Annotated in this window: 23 protein-coding genes; 8 read left to right on the plus strand and 15 right to left on the minus strand. The window is 69.7% G+C overall.

The window, feature by feature from the left end; genetic code table 11:
• Positions 1 to 86 precede the first annotated feature (86 nt).
• The 10 genes from IEZ09_RS42710 to IEZ09_RS42755 all read right to left on the minus strand — a co-directional run bounded on the left by IEZ09_RS42710 (position 87) and on the right by IEZ09_RS42755 (position 9017).
• A complete protein-coding gene (locus IEZ09_RS42710) occupies positions 87 to 950 on the minus strand; it encodes an aldehyde dehydrogenase family protein (RefSeq protein ID WP_189259576.1) in 864 nt (287 codons plus the stop codon).
• A complete protein-coding gene (locus IEZ09_RS42715; RefSeq protein ID WP_189259577.1) occupies positions 943 to 2370 on the minus strand; it encodes an aldehyde dehydrogenase family protein in 1428 nt (475 codons plus the stop codon). The genes IEZ09_RS42710 and IEZ09_RS42715 overlap by 8 nt, the downstream gene beginning before the upstream one ends.
• 4 nt (positions 2371 to 2374) lie before the next feature.
• Entirely contained in the window at positions 2375 to 3331 is a 957-nt protein-coding gene (gene deoC / locus IEZ09_RS42720; protein WP_189259578.1) for a deoxyribose-phosphate aldolase, read from the minus strand.
• Between the two features lie 56 nt (positions 3332 to 3387).
• On the minus strand, positions 3388 to 5631 hold the full coding sequence (locus tag IEZ09_RS42725) for a bifunctional polysaccharide deacetylase/glycosyltransferase family 2 protein (protein ID WP_229813444.1): 2244 nt from the start codon (positions 5629 to 5631) through the stop codon (positions 3388 to 3390).
• On the minus strand, positions 5628 to 5975 hold the full coding sequence (locus IEZ09_RS42730) for a hypothetical protein (protein ID WP_189259579.1): 348 nt from the start codon (positions 5973 to 5975) through the stop codon (positions 5628 to 5630). Before IEZ09_RS42730 ends, IEZ09_RS42725 begins: the two co-directional genes overlap by 4 nt.
• A 127-nt stretch (positions 5976 to 6102) precedes the next feature.
• Positions 6103 to 6351, minus strand: a complete 249-nt coding sequence (locus IEZ09_RS42735; RefSeq protein WP_189259580.1) for a hypothetical protein — start codon at positions 6349 to 6351, stop codon at positions 6103 to 6105.
• Positions 6351 to 6995: a DUF1707 SHOCT-like domain-containing protein gene (locus IEZ09_RS42740; RefSeq protein WP_229813445.1), complete on the minus strand. Its 645-nt coding sequence runs from the start codon at positions 6993 to 6995 to the stop codon at positions 6351 to 6353. Before IEZ09_RS42740 ends, IEZ09_RS42735 begins: the two co-directional genes overlap by 1 nt.
• Positions 6996 to 7014: 19 nt before the next feature.
• The gene (locus tag IEZ09_RS42745; protein ID WP_189259581.1) at positions 7015 to 7212 is read right to left on the minus strand and encodes a hypothetical protein; all 198 of its coding nucleotides are present in this window, start codon (positions 7210 to 7212) and stop codon (positions 7015 to 7017) included.
• Between the two features lie 140 nt (positions 7213 to 7352).
• Positions 7353 to 8345 carry a Gfo/Idh/MocA family protein gene (locus tag IEZ09_RS42750; RefSeq protein ID WP_189259582.1) on the minus strand — a complete coding sequence of 331 codons (993 nt, stop codon included), beginning with the start codon at positions 8343 to 8345 and terminating at the stop codon, positions 7353 to 7355.
• Between the two features lie 33 nt (positions 8346 to 8378).
• Positions 8379 to 9017 carry a maleylpyruvate isomerase N-terminal domain-containing protein gene (locus tag IEZ09_RS42755; RefSeq protein WP_189259583.1) on the minus strand — a complete coding sequence of 213 codons (639 nt, stop codon included), beginning with the start codon at positions 9015 to 9017 and terminating at the stop codon, positions 8379 to 8381.
• On the opposite strand from IEZ09_RS42755, the gene upp reads away from it, so the two are divergent.
• Together upp and IEZ09_RS42765 are read left to right on the plus strand one after the other, a co-directional pair.
• A complete protein-coding gene (upp, locus tag IEZ09_RS42760) occupies positions 9016 to 9639 on the plus strand; it encodes a uracil phosphoribosyltransferase (RefSeq protein WP_189259584.1) in 624 nt (207 codons plus the stop codon). The two genes, IEZ09_RS42755 and upp, sit on opposite strands and share 2 nt — an antisense overlap.
• Before the next feature lie 95 nt (positions 9640 to 9734).
• Positions 9735 to 11027: a glycoside hydrolase family 18 protein gene (locus IEZ09_RS42765; protein ID WP_189259585.1), complete on the plus strand. Its 1293-nt coding sequence runs from the start codon at positions 9735 to 9737 to the stop codon at positions 11025 to 11027.
• 23 nt (positions 11028 to 11050) lie between these two features.
• Here IEZ09_RS42765 and IEZ09_RS42770 read toward each other — a convergent pair whose 3' ends face one another.
• A complete protein-coding gene (locus IEZ09_RS42770; RefSeq protein ID WP_189259586.1) occupies positions 11051 to 11674 on the minus strand; it encodes a TetR/AcrR family transcriptional regulator in 624 nt (207 codons plus the stop codon).
• A gap of 56 nt (positions 11675 to 11730) precedes the next feature.
• Between IEZ09_RS42770 and IEZ09_RS42775 the strand changes: the two genes are divergently transcribed.
• The 4 genes from IEZ09_RS42775 to IEZ09_RS42790 are packed head-to-tail and all read left to right on the plus strand — an operon-like array spanning position 11731 to position 13736.
• Positions 11731 to 11937 (plus strand): ribbon-helix-helix protein, CopG family, encoded by a 207-nt coding sequence (locus IEZ09_RS42775; protein ID WP_189259587.1) that lies wholly within the window; start codon positions 11731 to 11733, stop codon positions 11935 to 11937.
• 32 nt (positions 11938 to 11969) lie between these two features.
• Positions 11970 to 12356 (plus strand): type II toxin-antitoxin system death-on-curing family toxin, encoded by a 387-nt coding sequence (locus IEZ09_RS42780; protein WP_189259588.1) that lies wholly within the window; start codon positions 11970 to 11972, stop codon positions 12354 to 12356.
• Positions 12357 to 12390: 34 nt separating this feature from the next.
• Positions 12391 to 12768, plus strand: a complete 378-nt coding sequence (locus IEZ09_RS42785) for a MerR family transcriptional regulator (protein ID WP_189259589.1) — start codon at positions 12391 to 12393, stop codon at positions 12766 to 12768.
• 47 nt (positions 12769 to 12815) lie between these two features.
• A complete protein-coding gene (locus IEZ09_RS42790; protein ID WP_189259600.1) occupies positions 12816 to 13736 on the plus strand; it encodes an aldo/keto reductase in 921 nt (306 codons plus the stop codon).
• Between the two features lie 70 nt (positions 13737 to 13806).
• Here IEZ09_RS42790 and IEZ09_RS42795 read toward each other — a convergent pair whose 3' ends face one another.
• Complete coding sequence (locus IEZ09_RS42795) at positions 13807 to 14259, minus strand: flavodoxin family protein (protein WP_189259590.1); 453 nt, start codon at positions 14257 to 14259, stop codon at positions 13807 to 13809.
• Positions 14260 to 14278: 19 nt separating this feature from the next.
• Between IEZ09_RS42795 and IEZ09_RS42800 the strand changes: the two genes are divergently transcribed.
• Together IEZ09_RS42800 and IEZ09_RS42805 are read left to right on the plus strand one after the other, a co-directional pair.
• Entirely contained in the window at positions 14279 to 14905 is a 627-nt protein-coding gene (locus IEZ09_RS42800) for a class I SAM-dependent methyltransferase (RefSeq protein WP_229813446.1), read from the plus strand.
• A gap of 21 nt (positions 14906 to 14926) precedes the next feature.
• Complete coding sequence (locus IEZ09_RS42805) at positions 14927 to 15262, plus strand: hypothetical protein (protein WP_229813447.1); 336 nt, start codon at positions 14927 to 14929, stop codon at positions 15260 to 15262.
• Here the strand turns inward: IEZ09_RS42805 and IEZ09_RS42810 are convergent.
• The 3 genes from IEZ09_RS42810 to IEZ09_RS42820 are packed head-to-tail and all read right to left on the minus strand — an operon-like array spanning position 15255 to position 19282.
• On the minus strand, positions 15255 to 16856 hold the full coding sequence (locus IEZ09_RS42810) for a phospho-sugar mutase (protein WP_189259591.1): 1602 nt from the start codon (positions 16854 to 16856) through the stop codon (positions 15255 to 15257). The two genes, IEZ09_RS42805 and IEZ09_RS42810, sit on opposite strands and share 8 nt — an antisense overlap.
• On the minus strand, positions 16853 to 17644 hold the full coding sequence (locus IEZ09_RS42815) for a purine-nucleoside phosphorylase (protein WP_189259592.1): 792 nt from the start codon (positions 17642 to 17644) through the stop codon (positions 16853 to 16855). The genes IEZ09_RS42810 and IEZ09_RS42815 overlap by 4 nt, the downstream gene beginning before the upstream one ends.
• Before the next feature lie 9 nt (positions 17645 to 17653).
• Positions 17654 to 19282, minus strand: coding sequence for a serine/threonine-protein kinase (locus IEZ09_RS42820; protein ID WP_229813448.1), 1629 nt, complete (start codon positions 19280 to 19282; stop codon positions 17654 to 17656).
• Between the last annotated feature and the right edge of the window lie 32 nt (positions 19283 to 19314).

Genomic DNA, 19314 nt, shown 5'->3' on the forward strand with positions numbered 1-19314 from the left:
TCAAGCGGTGGCCGTGCCCATGTCAAAGATCAACAGCCCCCTGGTTAAAACACCAGGTGCACAAAAGCGCCGTTCATCGTTTCAGGTCAGACGCCCATCGGGTGCCAGACGGTCTTCGTTTCGAGGTAGGCGCGGAGGCGCGACAGGTCGGGAACCTGGGTGAAGTCCTCGCTCGCCTTGTTGCGCAGCACGCGCTTCACCGTGCCGGCCGCCGAGCGCTCCAGGTCGGCGCGCAACGACTCGGGCGCGCCGGTGAGGTCGAGCGCGTTCACGTCGGCGTGCGACGCGAGCCACGGCGCGATCTCCGCGGTGCGGCCGGTGATGATGTTGACGACGCCACCCGGCACGTCCGACGTGGCGAGCACCTCGGACAGCGTGATCGCGGGCAGCGGGCGGTCCTGCGAGGTGATGACCACGCAGGTGTTGCCGGACGCGATCACCGGCGCGATCACGGACACCAGGCCCAGCAACGACGACTGCTGCGGCGCGAGCACCGCGACCACACCCGTCGGCTCGGGCGTCGAGAACGAGAAGTACGGCCCCGCCACGGGGTTCGAGGAACCCAGCACGGCCGCGATCTTGTCCGTCCAGCCCGCGTACCAGACCCAGCGGTCGATCGCGGCGTCCACGAGGGACTGCGCCTTCTTCAGCGGCACGCCCTCGGAGGCCGCGACCTCGGTGATGAACTGCTCGCGGCGGCCCTCCAGCACCTCGGCCACCCGGTACAGCACCTGGCCGCGGTTGTAGGCCGTGGCACCGGACCAGCCGGGGAAGGCCTTGCGGGCGGCGGCGACCGCGTCACGGGCGTCCTTGCGGGAGCCCTGCGCGGCGTTGGCGAGGAAGCCGCCCTTCGAATCGGTCACCGGGTAGCTGCGACCCGACTCGGAGCGCGGGAACGCACCGCCGATGTAGAGCTTGTAGGTCTTCGCGACCGAGACGCGATCAGACATCGAGGTAGGCCTCCAGACCGGTGCGGCCGCCCTCACGGCCGAAGCCCGACTCCTGGTACCCGCCGAACGGCGCGGCCGGGTCGAAGCGGTTGAACGTGTTGGACCACACCACGCCGGCGCGCATCCGCTGCGCCATCCAGAGAATCCGCGAGCCCTTCTCCGTCCAGACACCGGCGGACAGGCCGTACGGCGTGTTGTTCGCCTTGGCCACGGCCTCGTCGGGCGTGCGGAACGTCAGCACCGACAGCACCGGGCCGAAGATCTCCTCGCGGGCGATCCGCATCGCCTGCGACACGTTGGAGAACACCGTCGGGGCGAAGAAGAAACCCTTGTCCGGCAACGGGCACGACGACGTCCACCGCTGGGCGCCCTCGGCCTCGCCGGACTCGGTCAGCTCCTTGATCTTGGCGAGCTGTTCGCGCGAGTTGATCGCACCGACGTCGGTGTTCTTGTCCAGCGGGTCGCCGACGCGCAGCGTGGACACCCGCGCGTGCAGCTTCTCCAGCAGCTCGTCGGCGACGGATTCCTGCACCAGCAGGCGGGATCCTGCGCAGCAGACGTGGCCCTGGTTGAAGAAGATGCCGTTGACGATGCCCTCGACGGCCTGGTCGAGCGGCGCGTCGTCGAACACGATGTTCGCGGCCTTGCCGCCCAGCTCCAGCGTCAGCTTCTTGTTCGTGCCAGCGAGCTGCCGCTGAATGATCTTGCCGACCTCGGTCGACCCGGTGAACGCCACCTTGTTGACGTCGTCGTGCCCGACGAGCGCCGCACCGACGTCACCGGCGCCGGGGATGATGTTGACGACGCCCGGCGGCAGGTCGCACTGCTGGATGATGTCGGCCAGCACCAACGCGGTCAGCGGCGTGGTCTCGGCCGGCTTCAGCACGACGGTGTTGCCGCACGCCAGCGCCGGAGCGATCTTCCACGCGGCCATCAGCAGCGGGAAGTTCCACGGGATCACCTGTCCCGCGACGCCCAGCGGCTTCGGGTCCGGCCCGTAGCCCGCGTAGGAGAGCTTGTCCGCCCAGCCCGCGTGGTAGAAGAAGTGCGCGGCGGCCGTCGGCACGTCGACGTCGCGCGACTCCTTGATCGGCTTGCCGTTGTCGAGCGACTCCAGCACCGCGAGCTCACGCGCGCGTTCCTGGATCTGCCGCGCGATCCGGTAGATGTACTTGGCCCGCTCGCTGCCGGGCATCTTCGACCACACGCGGTCGTAGGCCTTGCGGGCGGCCTTCACCGCACTGTCCACATCGGACGCGGACGCCGTGGAGACCTCGGCGAGCACCTCTTCGGTGGCCGGGTTGATGGTCTTGAGCGGCTCGCCGGTGCCCTCGACGAACTTGCCGTCGACGAACATCCGGTAGTTCGGCTTGAGGTTCGCGATGTCCCGCGACTCGGGCGCGGGGGCGTATTCCCACATGTCTTCAGTCCACCGTCACGTAGTCCGGGCCGCTGTAGTGGCCGTCCAACTGGGTCCGCCGCTGCATGAGCAGGTCGTTCAGCAACGTCGACGCGCCGAACCGGAAGAGGTGCGGGTCGAGCCACTCCGGCCCGGCCACCTCGTGCACGGCCACCAGGTACTTGATCGCGTCCTTGGTGCTGCGGATGCCGCCCGCTGGCTTCACCCCGCGCAGCTCACCGGTCTGGGTCTTCCAGTCCCTGACCGCCTGCAGCATCACGTGCGTGACCGGCAACGTCGCGGCGGGCTGCACCTTGCCGGTCGACGTCTTGATGAAGTCGCCACCGGCGAGCAGCGCGAGCCAGGACGCGCGGCGCACGTTGTCGTACGTCACGAGCTCGCCGGTCTCCAGGATGACCTTGAGGTGCGCGTCCCCGCAGGCCTGTTTGACCTTGACGATCTCCTCGAACACCTGCCCGTACCGGCCGGAGAGGAACGCGCCGCGGTCGATCACCATGTCGACCTCGCTCGCGCCCTGCTCGACGGCGAACCGGGTGTCGGCCAGCTTGATGTCCATCGTGCTGCGCCCGCTGGGGAACGCCGTCGCGACGCTGGCGACGTTGATCCCGGTGCCCTTCAGCTCGTCGGCAGCCGTCTTCACCATGTCCGGGTAGACGCACACCGCGGCGACCTGCGGCACGTCCGGCCGCTCCGGGTCGGGCCGCTTCGCCTTGGCGGCGAGGCTGCGCACCTTGCCGGGCGTGTCCGCGCCTTCCAGCGTGGTGAGGTCGACCATGCTGATCGCCAGGTCGATGGCGTGCAGCTTGGCGGCCTTCTTGATGCTCCGCGTGCCGAGGCCCGCGGCTCGTTGCTCGACGCCGACCTGGTCGACGCCGGGGAGCCCGTGGAGGAAGCGCCGCAGCGACGATTCGTCGCGCACGGCGTCAGCCAGGGCCGACGGCAGTGTCGTTGGAGCAGCCATGACCCGGAGTCTAGGCGGAATGGGACGCCCGTCCTAAGTGAAGCCGTTTGCGCAGGTCAGGCCCTGTCGCGAGGAGCGGATCGAGTGCCGGTTCTGCCGGGCGCGCGGCCAGGACGTGCCTGCCCTCGACCTGTGGGACCACCGGTGCCCGGCGGGCGGACGGGACCGCGGGGCGGACGCAGGTTCGCGCGGTACAGCGGCACCGTGGTCTCGTCGATCTCCGGAGCGTTCTGCGCGGCACTGCCCGTGCGCTTGAGCTTCTGCCACGGCAGCACCGCACCGGCCATCGCCGTGATCACGGACTGGATGACGACGAGGTACATGAGCTGCCGGTAGACGATCGGCTGCAACGCGACGGCCCACAGCGGCCGCAGTCGTTCGCCGTCGAGCCGGAACGCGATCACCGCGGGGACCAGCTGCAGCGCCAGGAAGCCGAGCCAGGCCAAGGCACCGCGGGCGGGATCCGTCCAGAGGCTCAGCACCGCGAACACGTCGATCGCCGGCGCCAGCACGGGCAGCGCGACCTGGTAGAGGAACAGGTACGGCAGCGCCCGGCGGCCGAGCTTGCCGCCCATGCCGCGTTCGAAGACCGCGCCGCGGTGCTTCCACATCGCCTGCAACGTGCCGTAGCACCACCGGTAGCGCTGCCGCCACAGCTGCCCGAGGCTCGCCGGCGCCTCGGTCCACGCCCGCGCCGACTCCTGGTAGACCACCGACCACCCGGCGCGTTCCAGCGCCATCGTCAGGTCGGTGTCCTCGGCCAGCGTGTCCTCCGGCACGCCACCGACCTCGCGCAACGCGCTGACCCGGAAGCCGCCGACCGCGCCGGGCACCGTCGGCATGCACTGCATGACGTCGTACATCCTGCGGTCGAGGTTGAAGCCGATCACGTACTCGATGTGCTGCCAGCGCCCGAGAATCCCGGACCGGTTGCCCACCTTGGCGTTGCCCGACACCGCTCCGACCGCGTGGTCGGCGAACGGCTGCACGAGGTTCCCGACGGTCTCCGGTTCCAGCACGGTGTCGCCGTCGACCATCACGACGAGCTCGGTGCGGGTGTGCCGCAGGCCGGTGTTCAGCGCCGCGGCCTTGCCCGCGTTCTTCTGCCGCACCAGGGAAACGTTGGGCAGGTGGAGGCTCTTCACCACCTCCGACGTGCGGTCGGTGGACCCGTCGTCGATCACGATCACGTGCACCGGCGTCGTGCTGGCGAGAATCGTGCGGACGGTGGCCTCGATGCCCGCTTCCTCGTTGTAGGCGGGCACCAGCACGGTCACCATCTGCGGTTCCAGCCGCGGCGCGTGCTTGCCGGGCTTGCGCCGCGCGTGGATCGCGGTCGTCACCAGCAGAACTGCCGCGCGGGCCAGTGCAAGCGCGCTGGAGATGACGACGAGCCACGTCAGCAGCTCGGTGACGAACCGCGAGAACCGCACGGCGAGCGACACGGCCGTGCCCTGGGCGCGTTCCGTCGCGGTGGCCGGTGCGGTGGCCTGCGAGATCCCGAACGCCCCGCTGGTGGTCTGGAACGTGAACCCGCGCTCCTTCAACGCCGGGATCAGCTTCTCCAGCGCCGCAACGGTTTGGGACCTGTCGCCGCCGCCGTCGTGCATCAGCACCACGGCGCCCTTGTCGTCCTTCGGCGTGGCGTTCGCGAGCACGGTGTCCACGCCGGGCCTGCGCCAGTCCTCGCTGTCGAGGTCGGAGAGCAGCGCGAGGTCTCCTGCCGCCGTGATCCGCTCGATGCCGACCAGGTCCTCGTCGTCGACGGCGTCCGGCCGGTTCGAGTACGGCGGCCGCACGAGCCGGCTCGACTTCCCGGTGCCGCTCGCGACGACGAGCCCGGTCTGCCCGAGCTCGAGCCGGGCGCGCGTCTCGTCGACCTTGCCGAGGTCGACGTGCGTGAACGTGTGCAGCCCCACCTCGTGGCCCTCGGCGTCGATCCGCGCGAGCACGTCCTGGTGCTGCGCGGCGGCCGCGCCGGTGACGAAGAACGTCGCCTTGACCCCGTTGCGCCGCAACACGTCGAGGATCTTCGGCGTCCACTCGGGATCCGGTCCGTCGTCGAACGTCAGCACCACCGTGCGGTCCGGCGTGGCGCGGGAGCTGAGCCCGGACCCGGTGTCGCCGATCAGCGGCCCGCCCTGGTGGACGGTCTCCGGCACGGTGCCCGCGGGCCCCGCCGTCGGCTGGGCGCCCTGCCCGACGTGCCCGACGACGAACGTGTCCAGCAACAGCGCACCGAGCAGCACCACCATGCCCAGTGCCAGCAGCACCCAGTGCGCCCGCGGCTGCGGCCTCACGGCTTGCCGCCCTGGCCGGGGTTGCTCGGCCGGTTCGACGAGCCGGGCGGATCGGTCCGCTTGTTGCCGGGCTCGGTCGTCGTGGTGGTCGTCGTGGTGGCGTCCGTCACGGGAGCCGCTGTCGTGGTGGCCGTCGTGGTGGTCGCGGTTTCGTTGCGTGGCAACGATGTTGCTTCCGGTGACGAAGCCGGGGTGTCCGTCGTCGTGCTGACGAGGGTGGGCACGTCGGCCTCTGGGATCGGTAACAGCGTTGCCGGCTTCACCGGACCACCGGCGAGCGCGACGACGAGCAACACCAGATATGCCACTACACCAGCGGCAACAGTGCCGATGGCGATGCGCATCACCTTGCGGCGACGGCCGCTCGGATCAACGAAAACGGGTCTGTCAGAGGGAGTCGTCATGACCTTCGCGGGGGGACGGCATGCGGTCGCAGGAGGGTAACCGGCCGCCGCGTTCAGCGGAAGTCGTTCAGCCGAGCAGGTCGAGATCCTCGACGGGCTCGTCCAGCCACGACCAGTCGCCCGGCAGCTGCGCGAGCCACGTCCGCAGGTGGTCCACCGCCTGGTCGACGCGCTCGAAATCGCCTCGGTGCGCCAGTTCCGGCTCGGCGTGGGAGACGACCACGGTCCACCGCCGGCGATCGCGCTGGCCGTCGATCTTCAGGACGACGACCGCGCCCTCGCGTCCTGCCCGGTCGAGCAGTTCGATCAGCAGCATCAGTCGAGGAGTTCGCGCAGGATGCTGGACTTCTTGCGCTTGGGCCCCTTGACCTCCACGCCACCCATGATCGCGAGCCCGGTGATCCGCACGGTCGGCGCACCGGGAATGTGCCGCCGTCCCGGCGCCCTGTCCTCGAACGCGCCCATGAACCCGAACCCGTCGACCTTGACGTTGATGTCGTCCGGCACGCGGATCTCGACCCCGCCCCAGAACGCGAACACGCTGATGGTCACCTCGGCCTCGGCGAAGCTCGCGTGCGTCAGGTCGATCTCGATGCCGCCCATGATCGCGACGGCGTTGTGCACGCGCGGGACGACCCACTGGCCCCTGCGGTTGACGCCCGACCAGAACGCGATCGACACCGCGCTGCCCGGCTCGCCGCCGATGCGGTCGCTCACGGCCGGTTGGTGCTGCGGCACGGCAGGGGGCTGGGGCAGGCCGCTCAGCACCAGGTCGGCCGTGATGGGAGCGAGTTCGCCGTAGGTCTTCGCGGCGTAGACGGCCGCGAGCCGCTCGTCCAGCTCGTGGATGTCGAGACGGCCCTCGGCGGTCGCCTTGTGCAGCACCTGGGCGATCCGTTCCCGGTCCGCGTCCGAGGCGCGCAGGTGACTCTGGTCGGCTGGTACCAGCTCGTCGCTCACCCGATCGAGTCTAGAACTCCTACTTGCGGTTCGGTGCGTACTTGACGGTGATCGCGAAGGCCAGAACGAGCAGGCCGGCGAGGCCCGCGGCGAGTGCGGGGCTGTGGCCCCAGAGCATCGGCAGCACGCCGATCAGCACCGCGAGTGACGCCGATACACCCAAGATGACCAGCGGGGATTCACACAACTGCTGGACGGGCTTCTGCTCGATGGTCACCGCACGCACCTCCGCGTCTCAACTGGTTACGAGACACTTCGGAGTCGCTATGTCGATTCTTTACTCCCGGATCGGGTTGCGCGGCCACCGAATCGGGTGGCGTCGGCGGAACGGGTTCGTCCTCTTCGGACCTCACCGGGTCACGCGGTCGGCTGGCGCACCGGCAGGCCGGCCGCCCGGTAGATCGAGTCGATCGCCGTCATGTTCTTCACCGCGTCGTCCGCGGTCGTCGGGAACGGCTTGCCGTGCAGCACGGCGTCGGTGAACGCGTCGAGCTGGTAGGCGTACGTCGCGCGCCGTCCGAACGTCTCGGCGGAGCTCCTGTTCTTGAGCCGCAACGACAACCGGTGGAACGTCTGCGGCCCGAGCGGGTTGAAGACGCTCAGCGTGCCGTTCTCGCCGATGGCCTTCATCGACAGCTTGAACACCGTCGACGACCACATCGACGCGTGCACGGAACCCGTGTGACCGGAGGGGAAGCGCAACGAGGCGCGCATCGCGCGGTCGATCGAGGGCCCGCGCAGCAACGCCCGTGCGGAACGGACCTCGGGCTCCTCGCCGCCCAGCAACCGGGCCATGTGCACGGCGTAGCAACCCGCGTCCATCATCGCGCCGCCCGCGAGCGAGTAGTCGTAGCGGATGTTGGAGAACACCGGCAGCGGGAAGCACACGCTCGCCTCCACGTGCCGCAACGGACCCAGCACGCCGGACCGCATGATCTCGTCCACGCGCACGGCCAGCGGGTGGTAGCGGTAGTGGAACGCCTCCATGACGACGAGCCCGGAAGCGTTTGCGGCAGCCGCCACGGTCGCCGCTTCGGCCGCGTTGGCCGTGAACGGCTTCTCGCACAGCACGTGCTTGCCGGCTTCCAGTGCGGCGAGCGTCCACTTGCCGTGCAGGCCGTTGGGCAGAGGGTTGTAGACGGCGTCCACGGCCGGGTCTGCCAGCAGCTCCTCGTAGGAGCCGTGCACGCGCGGAATGCCGTGCTTGTCGGCGAAGGCCCGGGCTCGGGTGGCCGAGCGAGCGGCGATCGCCACCACCTCGGCGACGGTCGAGGAACGGGCCGGGCGGATGACGGCGGCGGGCGTGATCATGGCCGCGCCGAGCACTCCGATGCGCACGTGGTCGCTCACCCGGCCGACCCTACACCCTTCAGTTAACGGCGTTCACTCCACCAGGTCGGTGTCCCGCGGCGGGAAGAACGTCGCCTGCTCGACCGGGTACGGCCGCGACCACCCCCAGGCCTCCATCTGCCTGCGCGAGCGCCTGCCGAAGAACGCGCGCCACAGCTCGTAGCCGTCGACCTCCAGCACGACCGGTCCCTCGCCGATGACGCCGAACTCCGTCTTGACGGTCAGGTCGGTGAGGTAGCGCGTGACGATGCCGGTGAGGGTCGTCTGCCACGGGTGGTCGGGAAGCCGCTCGCGGCCGAGAACCGCGCGCAGGTCGGCTTCGTGCGTGAGCGCGTCCATCGCCATCTGGGCGGGGATCTTGTCGAACGTGTCGCTGTCCGCGTTCCACTGCTCCAGCAGGTCGAGCGCCGGCACGTCCTCGCGTTCGGCGACGTGCCGCGCTGTCCACTCCTCTCCCGGCGAGCCCTCCACCCTGCCGGAGGCGAAGTCGGCGGCGACCCCGGCCAGGTGTGCGATCAGCTGGTGCACGGTCCACTCCGGACACGCGGGCACTACACGGGCCAGGTCTTCCGCGCTCAACCCCATGGCAAGTCCCACGGTGCGCTGACGGGACTCCCGGTAGATCTCTTCGAACACCCTCAGCTCCTCCCCAGCGGTTACGGTGTCCGGCATGGACGTCCTCGTCGTCGATCATCCACTCGCCAAGGCGAGACTCACAACCATGCGCGACGCGCGCACGGACAACGCCGCTTTCCGCGCCGCGCTGCAGGAACTCACCGTCATGCTGGTCTACGAGGCCATGCGCGAGGCGCCGCTGACCGAGGAGCGCACGCACACCCCGGTCGCGCGGACCACGGGCTACAAGCTCGCGAACCCGCCGCTGCTCGTGCCGGTGCTGCGGGCCGGTCTGGGCATGGCCGACCAGGCGCACAAGCTGATCCCGGACGCCCAGATGGGGTTCGTCGGCCTGGCGCGCGACGAGGAGACGTTGCAGCCCACGCCGTACATGGAGTCGCTGCCGGAGGACCTCGCAGGACGCCCGGTGTTCGTGCTCGACCCGATGCTCGCGACCGGCGGCTCGATGGCGTACACGATCCGGTTGCTGACCCAGCGCGGTGCGACCGACGTGACGGCGGTGTGCGTGCTCGCGGCGCCGGAGGGCATCAACCACCTCGAGGACTCGAAGCTCCCGGTGCGTCTCATCACGGCGTCCGTGGACGAGCGGTTGAACGACTCCGGCTTCATCGTCCCTGGTCTGGGCGATGCCGGTGACCGTCTGTACGGGGCGGTTTAGGACATACCTCCGATCGGACGTAGCAGTGGTCTAGACCTCAGTCCTATGGTGCTCTGGACCACATCGCCGCTGCCGCGATCCGATTGAGGAGAACCATGTCCAGACGGAGATGGGGTGTCGCCGCCCTTGCGGTCGGCGCCCTGTCCGCGTCGCTGGCCGTCGTGCCGGCGAACGCCGATGTCGAGACCAATGGGCACCACGGCTACTCGAAGACCCGCACGGTCGGGTACTTCATCCAGTGGGGCGTGTACGGCCGGAACTTCCGGGTGAAGAACCTGGTCGACAGCGGGGCCGCGGCACGGCTCACGCACCTCAACTACGCCTTCGGGTTCCTCGACGAATCCGGCAAGTGCGTCAGCGCCGACCCGTGGGCCGACTGGCAGATGCCGTACACGGCGGAGCAGTCCGTGAGCGGCAAGGCCGACGAGCCGGGTCAGGCCCTCATGGGCAACCTCAACCAGCTCAAGCAGCTCAAGGCGAAGTACCCGAAGCTGCACATCAACATCTCGCTCGGCGGCTGGACCGGCTCGCGCTACTTCTCCAACGCCGCGCTGACGCCGCAGTCGCGCGCCGCGCACGTGAAGTCGTGCACCGACATGTGGATCAAGGGCAACCTGCCGGGTCTGCCGGAGGGTGCCGCGAAGGGCGTCTTCGACGGCGTCGACCTCGACTGGGAATGGCCTGCCAGCAACGGCAACATGGAGCCGCCCAACGTCGTGCGCGACGAGGACCGCGAGAACTTCACGCTGCTGCTGGCCGAGTACCGCAAGCAGATGGGCTGGAACCGCGACCTGACGGCGTTCCTCCCGGCCGACCCGAAGCAGGTCGACAAGGGCTTCGAGGTCGGAAAGGTGTTCTGCTACCTCACTTTCGGCACGCTGCAGGGCTACGACTACCACGGCGCGTGGGACCCGGAGGCGAACCAGCAGTCCGCATTGCGCGTGCCCAAGGGCGACCCGTCGGCGAACGAGTTCAGCTCCGAGGTGACGGTCAACGCGTGGCTGCGGCGCGGTGCCCCGCGGTCGAAGGCGGTGCTCGGCGTTCCGTTCTACGGCCGCGGCTGGACCGGCGTCGCACCCGGCACGCGCAACGGCCTGTTCAGCACGGGCACGCCCGCGCCGGCCACGTACGAGGCGGGCTACGAGGACTTCCACGCCATCAAGCCGAAGCTCGCCGACCCGAAGTTCAAGATCTACCGCGACGAGCGCGCGGGCTTCGCGTGGATCTACGACGGCACGACGTGGTGGACCTACGACGACGCGACCGAGATGAAGCGCAAGGCCCGCTTCATCAACGCACACCGGTTGGGCGGCGCGATGATCTGGTCGCTCGACGGCGACACCGCGGACGCTGAGCTGATCAAGGCGCTGGATGGCGCCCTGAGGTAGACGGACTGTCCGGATCGGACAGTTCAGCGGGTCCGGGGAGGTTTCGCGGCGGCCGCCTCCCCGGATTCCGCCAGCCAGCCCCTGCCGTGCGCGCGCAACGCCAGTTCGTACGTGGCGGCCGCGTCGACGCCGGGCGGCAGGTTTCCGTTGAGCTCCAGGCTCACCAGGCCGTGCGCGATGCCCCACATCGACATCGCGATCTGCTCGGGGTCCTCTGCCAGGAACACCTTCTGCTCGATCGCGCGCCGCACCGCGTCGATCACCGGTGCGAACGTCCTGCCCGCCGCGCGGCTCATCGCCTTCGTCGGTTCGACGACCTTCGAGTAGAGCACCGAGTAGAACTGCGGGTCCGCGAGCGCGCTGCGCCGGTACGCCAGCCCGATCTGGACCAGGTCCTCCGCGGGGTCGTCGGTGACCGGCACCGCCGTGAGGTGGGCCCCGAACCGGTTGAACGCCTCGTCGTAGAGCGCCTCGAGCAACGCCGGTTTCCCGCCGAAGAGGGAATAGACCGCCGTGGTCGAGGTGTTGACGTCGGTGGCGATCTTGCGCAGGCTCACCGCGGCGGGGCCCTCGGTGCTGAGCAGCTCGCCCGCCCGCTCGAGCAGACGCCGTCGCAGAGCGTCATCGTGGGTCTTGGGCCGGGGCATCACGCAATCCTAACGGCCGCTGGTCTGAGTGGTATCACATTGGTACCGTCCCTGGAATGGCGATGACCTTGCGGTTGACCGAGGAGGAGAACCTGCGGCTCGCTGAACTGGCGCAGGCCGAGGGTCGCTCCAAGCAGGAAGTCGTGCGTCTCGCGATTGCGGACCGCTACCAGCGCATGCAGCAGGAGGAGAAGCTCGGCGAGGTGCTCGGGCGAGTCCTGCCCCGCTACCGAGGTCTTTTGGATAGGCTCGGATCTTCCTGAAACTGTCAGACCTCTGTGATCAACTGGGTGCCGTGATCTCCTACCTCGACGCCGGGGACCTCTTAGTGCTGGCCACGGCCGTGACCGGTGGCGACCTCGTCGTCCGGGACATCGGTCTGCTGGACACGGCGGCGTACCGTCCCCGCGCCACCGTTCTCGGCGTGGAGGCTTACGACACGCTGTGGTTGAAGTCCTCCGCCTTACTCGACTCGATCGTGCGAACCCGTCCCCTGGTCGAGGGCAACTGGCGGCTCGGCTGGGTCTCCGCCGTCACGATGTGCGACATCAACGGCTTCTGGATCGACGCCGACGAGGACGACGCGCTGGACCTCGTGCGCGCCCTGGGCCGGGACAAGATCGACGTGCCGGAGATGGCCGGCCATCTCGAAGCGTGGGGACTTCCCAAGGATTCCGCTTGACCTAGAGTGCGCTCTAGGTCATAGCGTCGAGTCCGTGAGTTACTCGATAGCCCAAGCCGCGCAGCGCAGCGGGTTGTCCATCGACACCCTGCGCTACTACGAACGAATCGGGCTCGTCGACCCGCCCGCGCGTGACTCGGGTGGTCGCCGCAGCTACTCGGACGAAGACCTCGGCTGGCTGGCCTTCGTGACGCGCCTGCGCACGACCGGCATGCCGATCCGGATGATGCGCGAGTTCGCGCAGCTCAGGCACAAGGGCGACCTGACGGCAGGTCGTCGCAAGCAGATTCTCGTCGACCACCGCGCCGACGTCCGCGCCCGCATCGCGGAGCTGCAGACGTGCCTGGAGGTGCTCGACTACAAGATCGACCACTACGCGGTGGTCGAGCGTGATTTGGAGGCCACGGCGTGAGCCGTTTCCTGGGTGAGCTGGAAGTCGGGCCGCAGGGTCTCGGCTGCATGGGGATGTCGGAGTTCTACGGCGCCGGCGACGAGTCGGAGTCGATCGCGGTGATCCACCGGGCCCTGGAGCTCGGCGTGACGCTGCTCGACACCGCCGACATGTACGGCCCGTACGTGAACGAGGAGCTGGTGGGCCGTGCGATCGCGGGCCGTCGTTCGGACGTCGTGCTGGCCACGAAGTTCGGCATCGTGCGCGAAGAGGGCGGTTCCCGCTCGATCCGCGGCGACCGCGACTACGTGCGGGCGTCGGTCGAGGGCTCGTTGAAGCGGCTCGGCACCGACGTGATCGACCTGTACTACCTGCACCGGGTGCCGGCGGACACACCCATCGAGGAGACCGTCGGGGCGATGGCCGAGCTGGTGACCGAGGGCAAGGTGCGCTTCCTCGGCCTGTCCGAGGCCGGCGCCGAGACCCTGCGCCGCGCCCACGCCGTGCACCCGATCACGGCGCTGCAGAGCGAGTGGTCGCTGTGGTCGCGCGACATCGAGGCGGAGATCGTGCCGACCGCCCGTGAGCTGGGCATCGGCCTGGTGCCCTACTCGCCGCTCGGCCGCGGCGTGCTGACCGGCCGCTTCACGTCGGCCGCGGACTTCGGCTCCGACGACTTCCGCGCCGTCGCCCAGCCGCGCTTCTCCGGCGCCAACCTCGACACGAACCTCAAGATGGTCGAGGACTTGCGTGCGCTGGCCGCCGAGCGCGGCGTCACGGCCGGTCAGCTGGCGCTGGCGTGGGTGCAGCACCGGGGCGACGACGTGGTGCCGATCCCGGGCACGAAGCGGATCAAGTACCTGGAGGAGAACGTCGCCGCGGCGTCGCTGGAGCTGTCGGCCGACGACCTGGCCGCGATCGAGACCGCCGTGCCCGCCTCCGCCGTGGCCGGCGACCGGTACGCGGACATGAGCGCCGTGGGTCGCTAGAACATACGTTCGAAGTAATCCCCAGGGTTGTCCACAGGGTGGGGACAAGTGGCTGTGGACAACCCCGGGGTCATGTGGACAACTGGGCCGCGACGCTGGCGCCGAGCTCCCAGCACGCCTCCAGGTCGGCCTTCGACGGCTCACCAGTGACGAGCACGTGCTGGGCGGCCTTCTCCCAGCCCAGGCCGGTCGTGGCCGACTCCACGCCGCGCACCGCGCCCGTCGTGTCGTTGTTGCCGTGCACGTAAAGCCCGAACGGCCGGCCACGCGTGGAATCCAGGCACGGGTAGTAGACGGTGTCGAAGAAGTGCTTCAACGCCCCGCTCATGTAACCGAGGTTCGCGGGAGTGCCCAGCAGATAGCCGTCGGCCTCCAGCACATCCACAGCGGTTGTGGACAACGCGGCTTTCCTGATCACCTCGACGCCCTCGATCTCGGGCGTGGTCGCGCCTGCGAGGACGGCCTCGAACATCGCCTGCAACGCGGGCGACGGCGTGTGGTGGACGATCAACAACCTGGACACGTCGAGCAACATAACGCCCGTGACCCGAGCCTCCTACGACATCGTCGCAGCCAGCTACGCCGAGCTCATCCCGGACGCGCACGCCGGCCGCCCGCTCGACGCCGCGATCATGCGAGCGTTCGCCGAACTCACGGACGGCCCGGTCGGCGACCTCGGCTGCGGCACCGGACGCATCACCGCGCACCTGCACGAGCTCGGCCTCGACGCGTTCGGCGTCGACCTGTCGGAAGGCATGCTCGGCCAGGCGCGGAGGCTGTACCCGCACCTGCGCTTCACGCAGGGCGACATCACGAAGCTGGACCTCGAAGACGACAGCCTCGGTGGCGCGGTCGTCTGGTACTCCACGGTGCACATGCCCGCGGAAGAGGTGCCGTGGCGGGAGTTCCACCGCGTCGTCAAACCCGGCGGACATCTGTTGCACGCCTTCAAACTGGGTAACCAGAAGCGGCACCTGAGCCACGCGTACGGCCACGACGTGGACCTCGACGTCTACTGGCACGACATCGACGAGACCGTGCGCAACGCGACCGAAGCCGGCTTCAACGAAGTGGCGCGCCTGCAACGTCAGAAGGGCGTGGACGAGGGCGGGCCGCAGGCGTTCTTGTTGCTCTGCAAACGGAACCCCGCGGCTGGCCGGACGTCCTAGTGGGTGTACACAGGAGGGACCATGAAGACCACCGCCCTTATGACCACCAGTCCTCGTCAGCGCCGCATCACCTGGGGTTTCGGCCTTGCGATCGGCATCGGGATGATCGGCATCGGGCCCCTCTTCGCGTCGCTGTGGCCGGGGTTCGACCACAGCCCGTGGGACGTCAACACGATGTTGCTCGGACTCGGCGTGGGGCTCTGCACGGTCGCGTACATCTTCGGGCGGATCGCCCTCGCGGCGGTCACCGAGGGGCGTCGCACCGCGATCGCCCCGCCGACCAGAAGGGCTTACTGGGTGGCCGGCGGGGGTTTCGCTCTTGCCGCGCTCTGCCTGATGATCGCGCTGGCTAGCTGACCAGCTCGGTCACCCTTTCCCGCAGCACGTCGAGCCTTCGCCGGGCTGAGGCACGGGCGGACTCCAGTCCGTCCGTGACCGGCTCGACGACCTCGAGGTACGCCTTGAGCTTCGGCTCGGTGCCCGACGGCCGCACGATGACGCGCACGCCGTCCGCGGTCCAGCGCAGCACGTCCGCGCCGGGCAGCAGGTCTTCCGACTCGAAGTCCGCGGGCGGCTCGGCGCGCAGCCGTGCCATCGTCGCGCCGATCAGCGACAGGTCGGTGTAGCGCAACGAAACCTGGTCGGTCAGGTGCAGGCCGTGGTCCAGCGCCAGCTGGTCCAGCGCGTCCAGCAGCGTGCGACCGGCCGCTTTCAGCCCGGCGGCCAGGTCGGCCGCGACCACCGCGGCCGAGATGCCGTCCTTGTCCGCCACGAAAGCAGGATCGACGCAGTTGCCGAGCGCTTCCTCGTAGGCGAACACCAGACCCTCGCCCGCCCGCGCGAGCCACTTGAAGCCGGTCAGCGTCTCCGCGTACCGGGCACCGTGCGCGGCGGCGATCGACTTCAGCAGCGACGAGGACACGATCGTCGTCGCCACCAGCGGATCCGCGGACTCGGTGGTCGACAGCACGAGCGAGCCGAGCAGCACGCCCGTCTCGTCGCCGCGCAGCATCCGCCACGTGTCGCCGTCCTTCACGCCCAGAGCGCACCGGTCGGCATCGGGGTCCAGTGCGATCGCCAGGTCCGCGTCCACCGACGCCGCAAGGGAAAGCAGCTCGTCGGACGCGCCGGGCTCCTCGGGGTTCGGGAACACCACGGTCGGGAAGTCCGGGTCGGGCACCGCCTGCGACCGCACCACGTGCACGTCGGTGAAACCCGCGCGCCGCAACGCTTCCACGGCGAACGCGCCACCGACGCCGTGCATCGGCGTCAGCGCGATCTTCAACTCACGCGCGTTCTGGCGCGGCAGCGTTGCCACGCGCTCCAGGTACGCGTCGATCTCGGCTTCGGAGACCGTGGAGTACGAAGGGGATCGAGGCACCGACACGGCCGCAGGAACGGCCTCGATCGCCTTCTCGATCTCGCCGTCCGACGGCGGCACGATCTGCGAACCACCGGCCAGGTAGAGCTTGTAGCCGTTGTCCGCGGGCGGGTTGTGCGACGCGGTGATCTGAATTCCGGCCACCGCACCGTGCTTGCGCACCAGGAACGCCAGCACCGGCGTGGGCAGCGGTCCCGGCAGCACCCGGACGTCGAAGCCCGCCGCCGCCATCACCTCGGCGGCGGCCGTGGCGAACTCCTCGGACCCGTGCCGGGCGTCGCGCCCGACGAACACGAGCCCGGTGGTCCCGAGCCACGACGCCAGACCAGCGGTCGTGCGCACCACGGTGGCGACGTTCATGCCGTTCGTGCCCGCCCGCACCGGTCCGCGCAGACCGGCGGTGCCGAACGTCAGCGGTCCTGCCATCCGGTCCTGCAGATCGGCCAGGGCGGCGGGATCGCCGCCCATCGCCCGTGCCAACACGCCCTGCAGCTCGGTTCGAGTCGCCTCCGACGGGTCGTCGGCGATCCACCGGAACGTCGCGTCACGCAGTGCCGGCGTCAGGCTCATGCCCGGTCCACCAGCTCGCGCAGCAGCGTGCCCATGCGCTGGGCGGCGGCGGCACCGGCGTCGAGCACCTCCTGGTGGTTGAGCGGCTCACCGGTGATGCCCGCCGCGAGGTTGGTGACGAGCGACAGGCCGAACACCTCGACGCCCTCGGCACGCGCGGCGATGGCCTCGTGCACGGTCGACATGCCGACCAGGTCCGCGCCCAGCGTGCGCAGCATCCGGATCTCGGCGGGCGTCTCGAAGTGCGGGCCGGGCAGCCCCGCGTACACGCCCTCCTCGAGCGACGGGTCGATCTCCTGCGCCAGCTTGCGCAGCCGCGGCGAGTACAGGTCCGTGAGGTCCACGAACCGCGCGCCGACCAGCGGCGACAGCGAGGTCAGGTTGAGGTGGTCGGAGATCAGCACGGGCTGCCCGACGGACATGCCCTGCCGCAGGCCACCGGCGGCGTTGGTCAGCACGATCGTCGACACGCCGGCGGCAGCGGCGGTGCGCACGCCGTGGACGACCTTCTGGACGCCCTTGCCCTCGTAGCCGTGGGTGCGGCCGAGGACGACGAGGACCTTCTTGTCACCGACCTCGACGGAACGGATGGTGCCGCCGTGCCCGAGCGCGGTCGGCGCCTCGAAGCCCGTCAGCTCACCGACACCGATCTCGGTGACCGGTTCGCCGATCACGTCGGCGGCGGGCCGCCAGCCGGAGCCGAGCACGATCGCGATGTCGTGCTTCGCCACGCCGGTGCGGCTCTGGATCTCTTCCGCGGCCTTGCCGGCCAGCTCTTCTGGAGTCACCGCGAGAGCTTAAACCGGGGCGAAGGTGGAGGCGATCGCGTCGAACAGCCTCGCGCGTGCCTCGTCCTCCTGCTCTGTGGGCACCACCACTTCGACGACCCACAGATCGTTGCCGTAGGGGAGCACGCGGGAGAAGTGCGACCTCCGTAACGCGTTGGATTCCTCACCCTCGACGGTCTTGTAGACGAACTGGATGCTGTCCTCGCTGCGCGGCCCCGCGAGGTTCGCCGTCGGCACCTTCTCGCCGCCGAAGAACCGGCCGGGCCAGCGCGCCTGCACCGCGGCCGTGTACGTGCTGATCCTGCGCGCCGGGTAGAAGTCCGGGAACCGCTGCACCGCCACCTCGTACGCGCCGCTGTCGGACACGAAGTGCACGACCGCCGACGGGGGCAGCAGCTTGTCCGCCGCGCGTTGTTCCGCGTACATCGCCCAGCTCGCCTCGACGTTCAGCGTGAACTTCCCGCCCTGGTCACCGATCGCCGTCACCGCCGAGGCCGTTCTCGGCTGCAGCGTGGGCGCGGTGGGCAGGGTCGGCAGCGTCTGCACCGTCTGCTCGGTCGGCGGCAGCAGCGGCGCACCGGCCGCCAGCCGGGTGAGCGCGAACCCGCCACCCGAGCCCGCGACGAACAGCAGGATCGCCGCGACCAGCAGGAACGTGGTGGCGACCCGTCCACGCTCCCGCGGCGGCGCGATCGGCTTGGTGATCATGAACGGCAACGGGCCAGGGTCGTCGGCCAGCGGCGCGTCCGGTTCGATCTTCGGCTTGGGTCGCACGACGATCGGCAGCGGCACGGACTCGACCTCGAACGCGTCCGTGCCCGGCTCAGGCAGCAGCGGGTAGACCTGCTTGCGCACGTCGACCAGCGACAGCCGCTCCGCCGGATCCTTCCGCATCAACCCGCTGATCACCGGCGCGAGCCGCCCGGCACCCGCGGGCACGGGTACGTCGCCGTTGATCACGGCGTTGATCGTCTGCATGACGTTCTTGCCCACGTACGGCGGCTCGCCGGCCATCGCCGCCCACATCGTCGCGCCCAGCGACCACCGGTCGGCGGCCTCCGAGACGTCACCGCCCTGGGCGACCTCGGGCGCGATGTAGGCGGGGGTGCCCAGCGTGATGCCGCGCGCGGTCATGGTGGCCTCGGCGACGTTGCGCGCGATGCCGAAGTCCGTGAGCTTGATCCTCCCGTCGTCGGCGATCAGCACGTTGCCCGGCTTCACGTCGCGGTGCGTGATGCCGGCCCGGTGCGCCGACGCCAGCGCCGCGGCGACCGCGTCCAGCACCGCCGCGCCCTGCTTCTCGGTGAGGCAGCCCTGCTCCTGCAGCACCTCGCCCAGGCTGCGGGACGGCACCAGCTCCATCACCACGTACGGGTCGCCGTCGTGCTGGACGACGTCGTAGAGCGTCACCAGGTTCGGGTGGGAGAGCGCGGCGACGGCACGTGCCTCGCGCATCGTCCGTTCCCGCAGTTCGTCGGCCGCGGCGTCGGGCATGCCGGGTGGCCGGAGGATGCCCTTCACGGCGACCTGGCGGCGCAGCACCTCGTCGTGAGCGGCCCAGACCGTGCCCATCGAGCCCTGACCGAGCATGTGCAGCAGCCGGTACCTGGCGGCGATCAAGCGCTCCTGGTCCTCCACACGTTCATTCTTCCTGAGACACTCACTGCATC

The organism is Lentzea flava (genome assembly GCF_014648475.1).
Taxonomy (GTDB): domain Bacteria; phylum Actinomycetota; class Actinomycetes; order Mycobacteriales; family Pseudonocardiaceae; genus Lentzea; species Lentzea flava.

Bases quoted from the DNA above. Each gene is read 5' to 3' on its own strand.
- IEZ09_RS42805 (WP_229813447.1), top strand. From the start codon at position 14,927: ATGAAGACCACCGCCCTTATGACCACCAGTCCTCGTCAGCGCCGCATC.
- IEZ09_RS42735 (WP_189259580.1), bottom strand. From the start codon at position 6,351: ATGCTGCTGATCGAACTGCTCGACCGGGCAGGACGCGAGGGCGCGGTC.
- IEZ09_RS42790 (WP_189259600.1), top strand. From the start codon at position 12,816: ATGGGGATGTCGGAGTTCTACGGCGCCGGCGACGAGTCGGAGTCGATC.
- upp (WP_189259584.1), top strand. From the start codon at position 9,016: ATGGACGTCCTCGTCGTCGATCATCCACTCGCCAAGGCGAGACTCACA.
- IEZ09_RS42715 (WP_189259577.1), bottom strand. From the start codon at position 2,370: ATGTGGGAATACGCCCCCGCGCCCGAGTCGCGGGACATCGCGAACCTC.
- IEZ09_RS42770 (WP_189259586.1), bottom strand. From the start codon at position 11,674: ATGCCCCGGCCCAAGACCCACGATGACGCTCTGCGACGGCGTCTGCTC.
- IEZ09_RS42730 (WP_189259579.1), bottom strand. From the start codon at position 5,975: ATGCGCATCGCCATCGGCACTGTTGCCGCTGGTGTAGTGGCATATCTG.
- IEZ09_RS42765 (WP_189259585.1), top strand. From the start codon at position 9,735: ATGTCCAGACGGAGATGGGGTGTCGCCGCCCTTGCGGTCGGCGCCCTG.
- IEZ09_RS42775 (WP_189259587.1), top strand. From the start codon at position 11,731: ATGGCGATGACCTTGCGGTTGACCGAGGAGGAGAACCTGCGGCTCGCT.
- deoC (WP_189259578.1), bottom strand. From the start codon at position 3,331: ATGGCTGCTCCAACGACACTGCCGTCGGCCCTGGCTGACGCCGTGCGC.
- IEZ09_RS42710 (WP_189259576.1), bottom strand. From the start codon at position 950: ATGTCTGATCGCGTCTCGGTCGCGAAGACCTACAAGCTCTACATCGGC.
- IEZ09_RS42810 (WP_189259591.1), bottom strand. From the start codon at position 16,856: ATGAGCCTGACGCCGGCACTGCGTGACGCGACGTTCCGGTGGATCGCC.
- IEZ09_RS42755 (WP_189259583.1), bottom strand. From the start codon at position 9,017: ATGCCGGACACCGTAACCGCTGGGGAGGAGCTGAGGGTGTTCGAAGAG.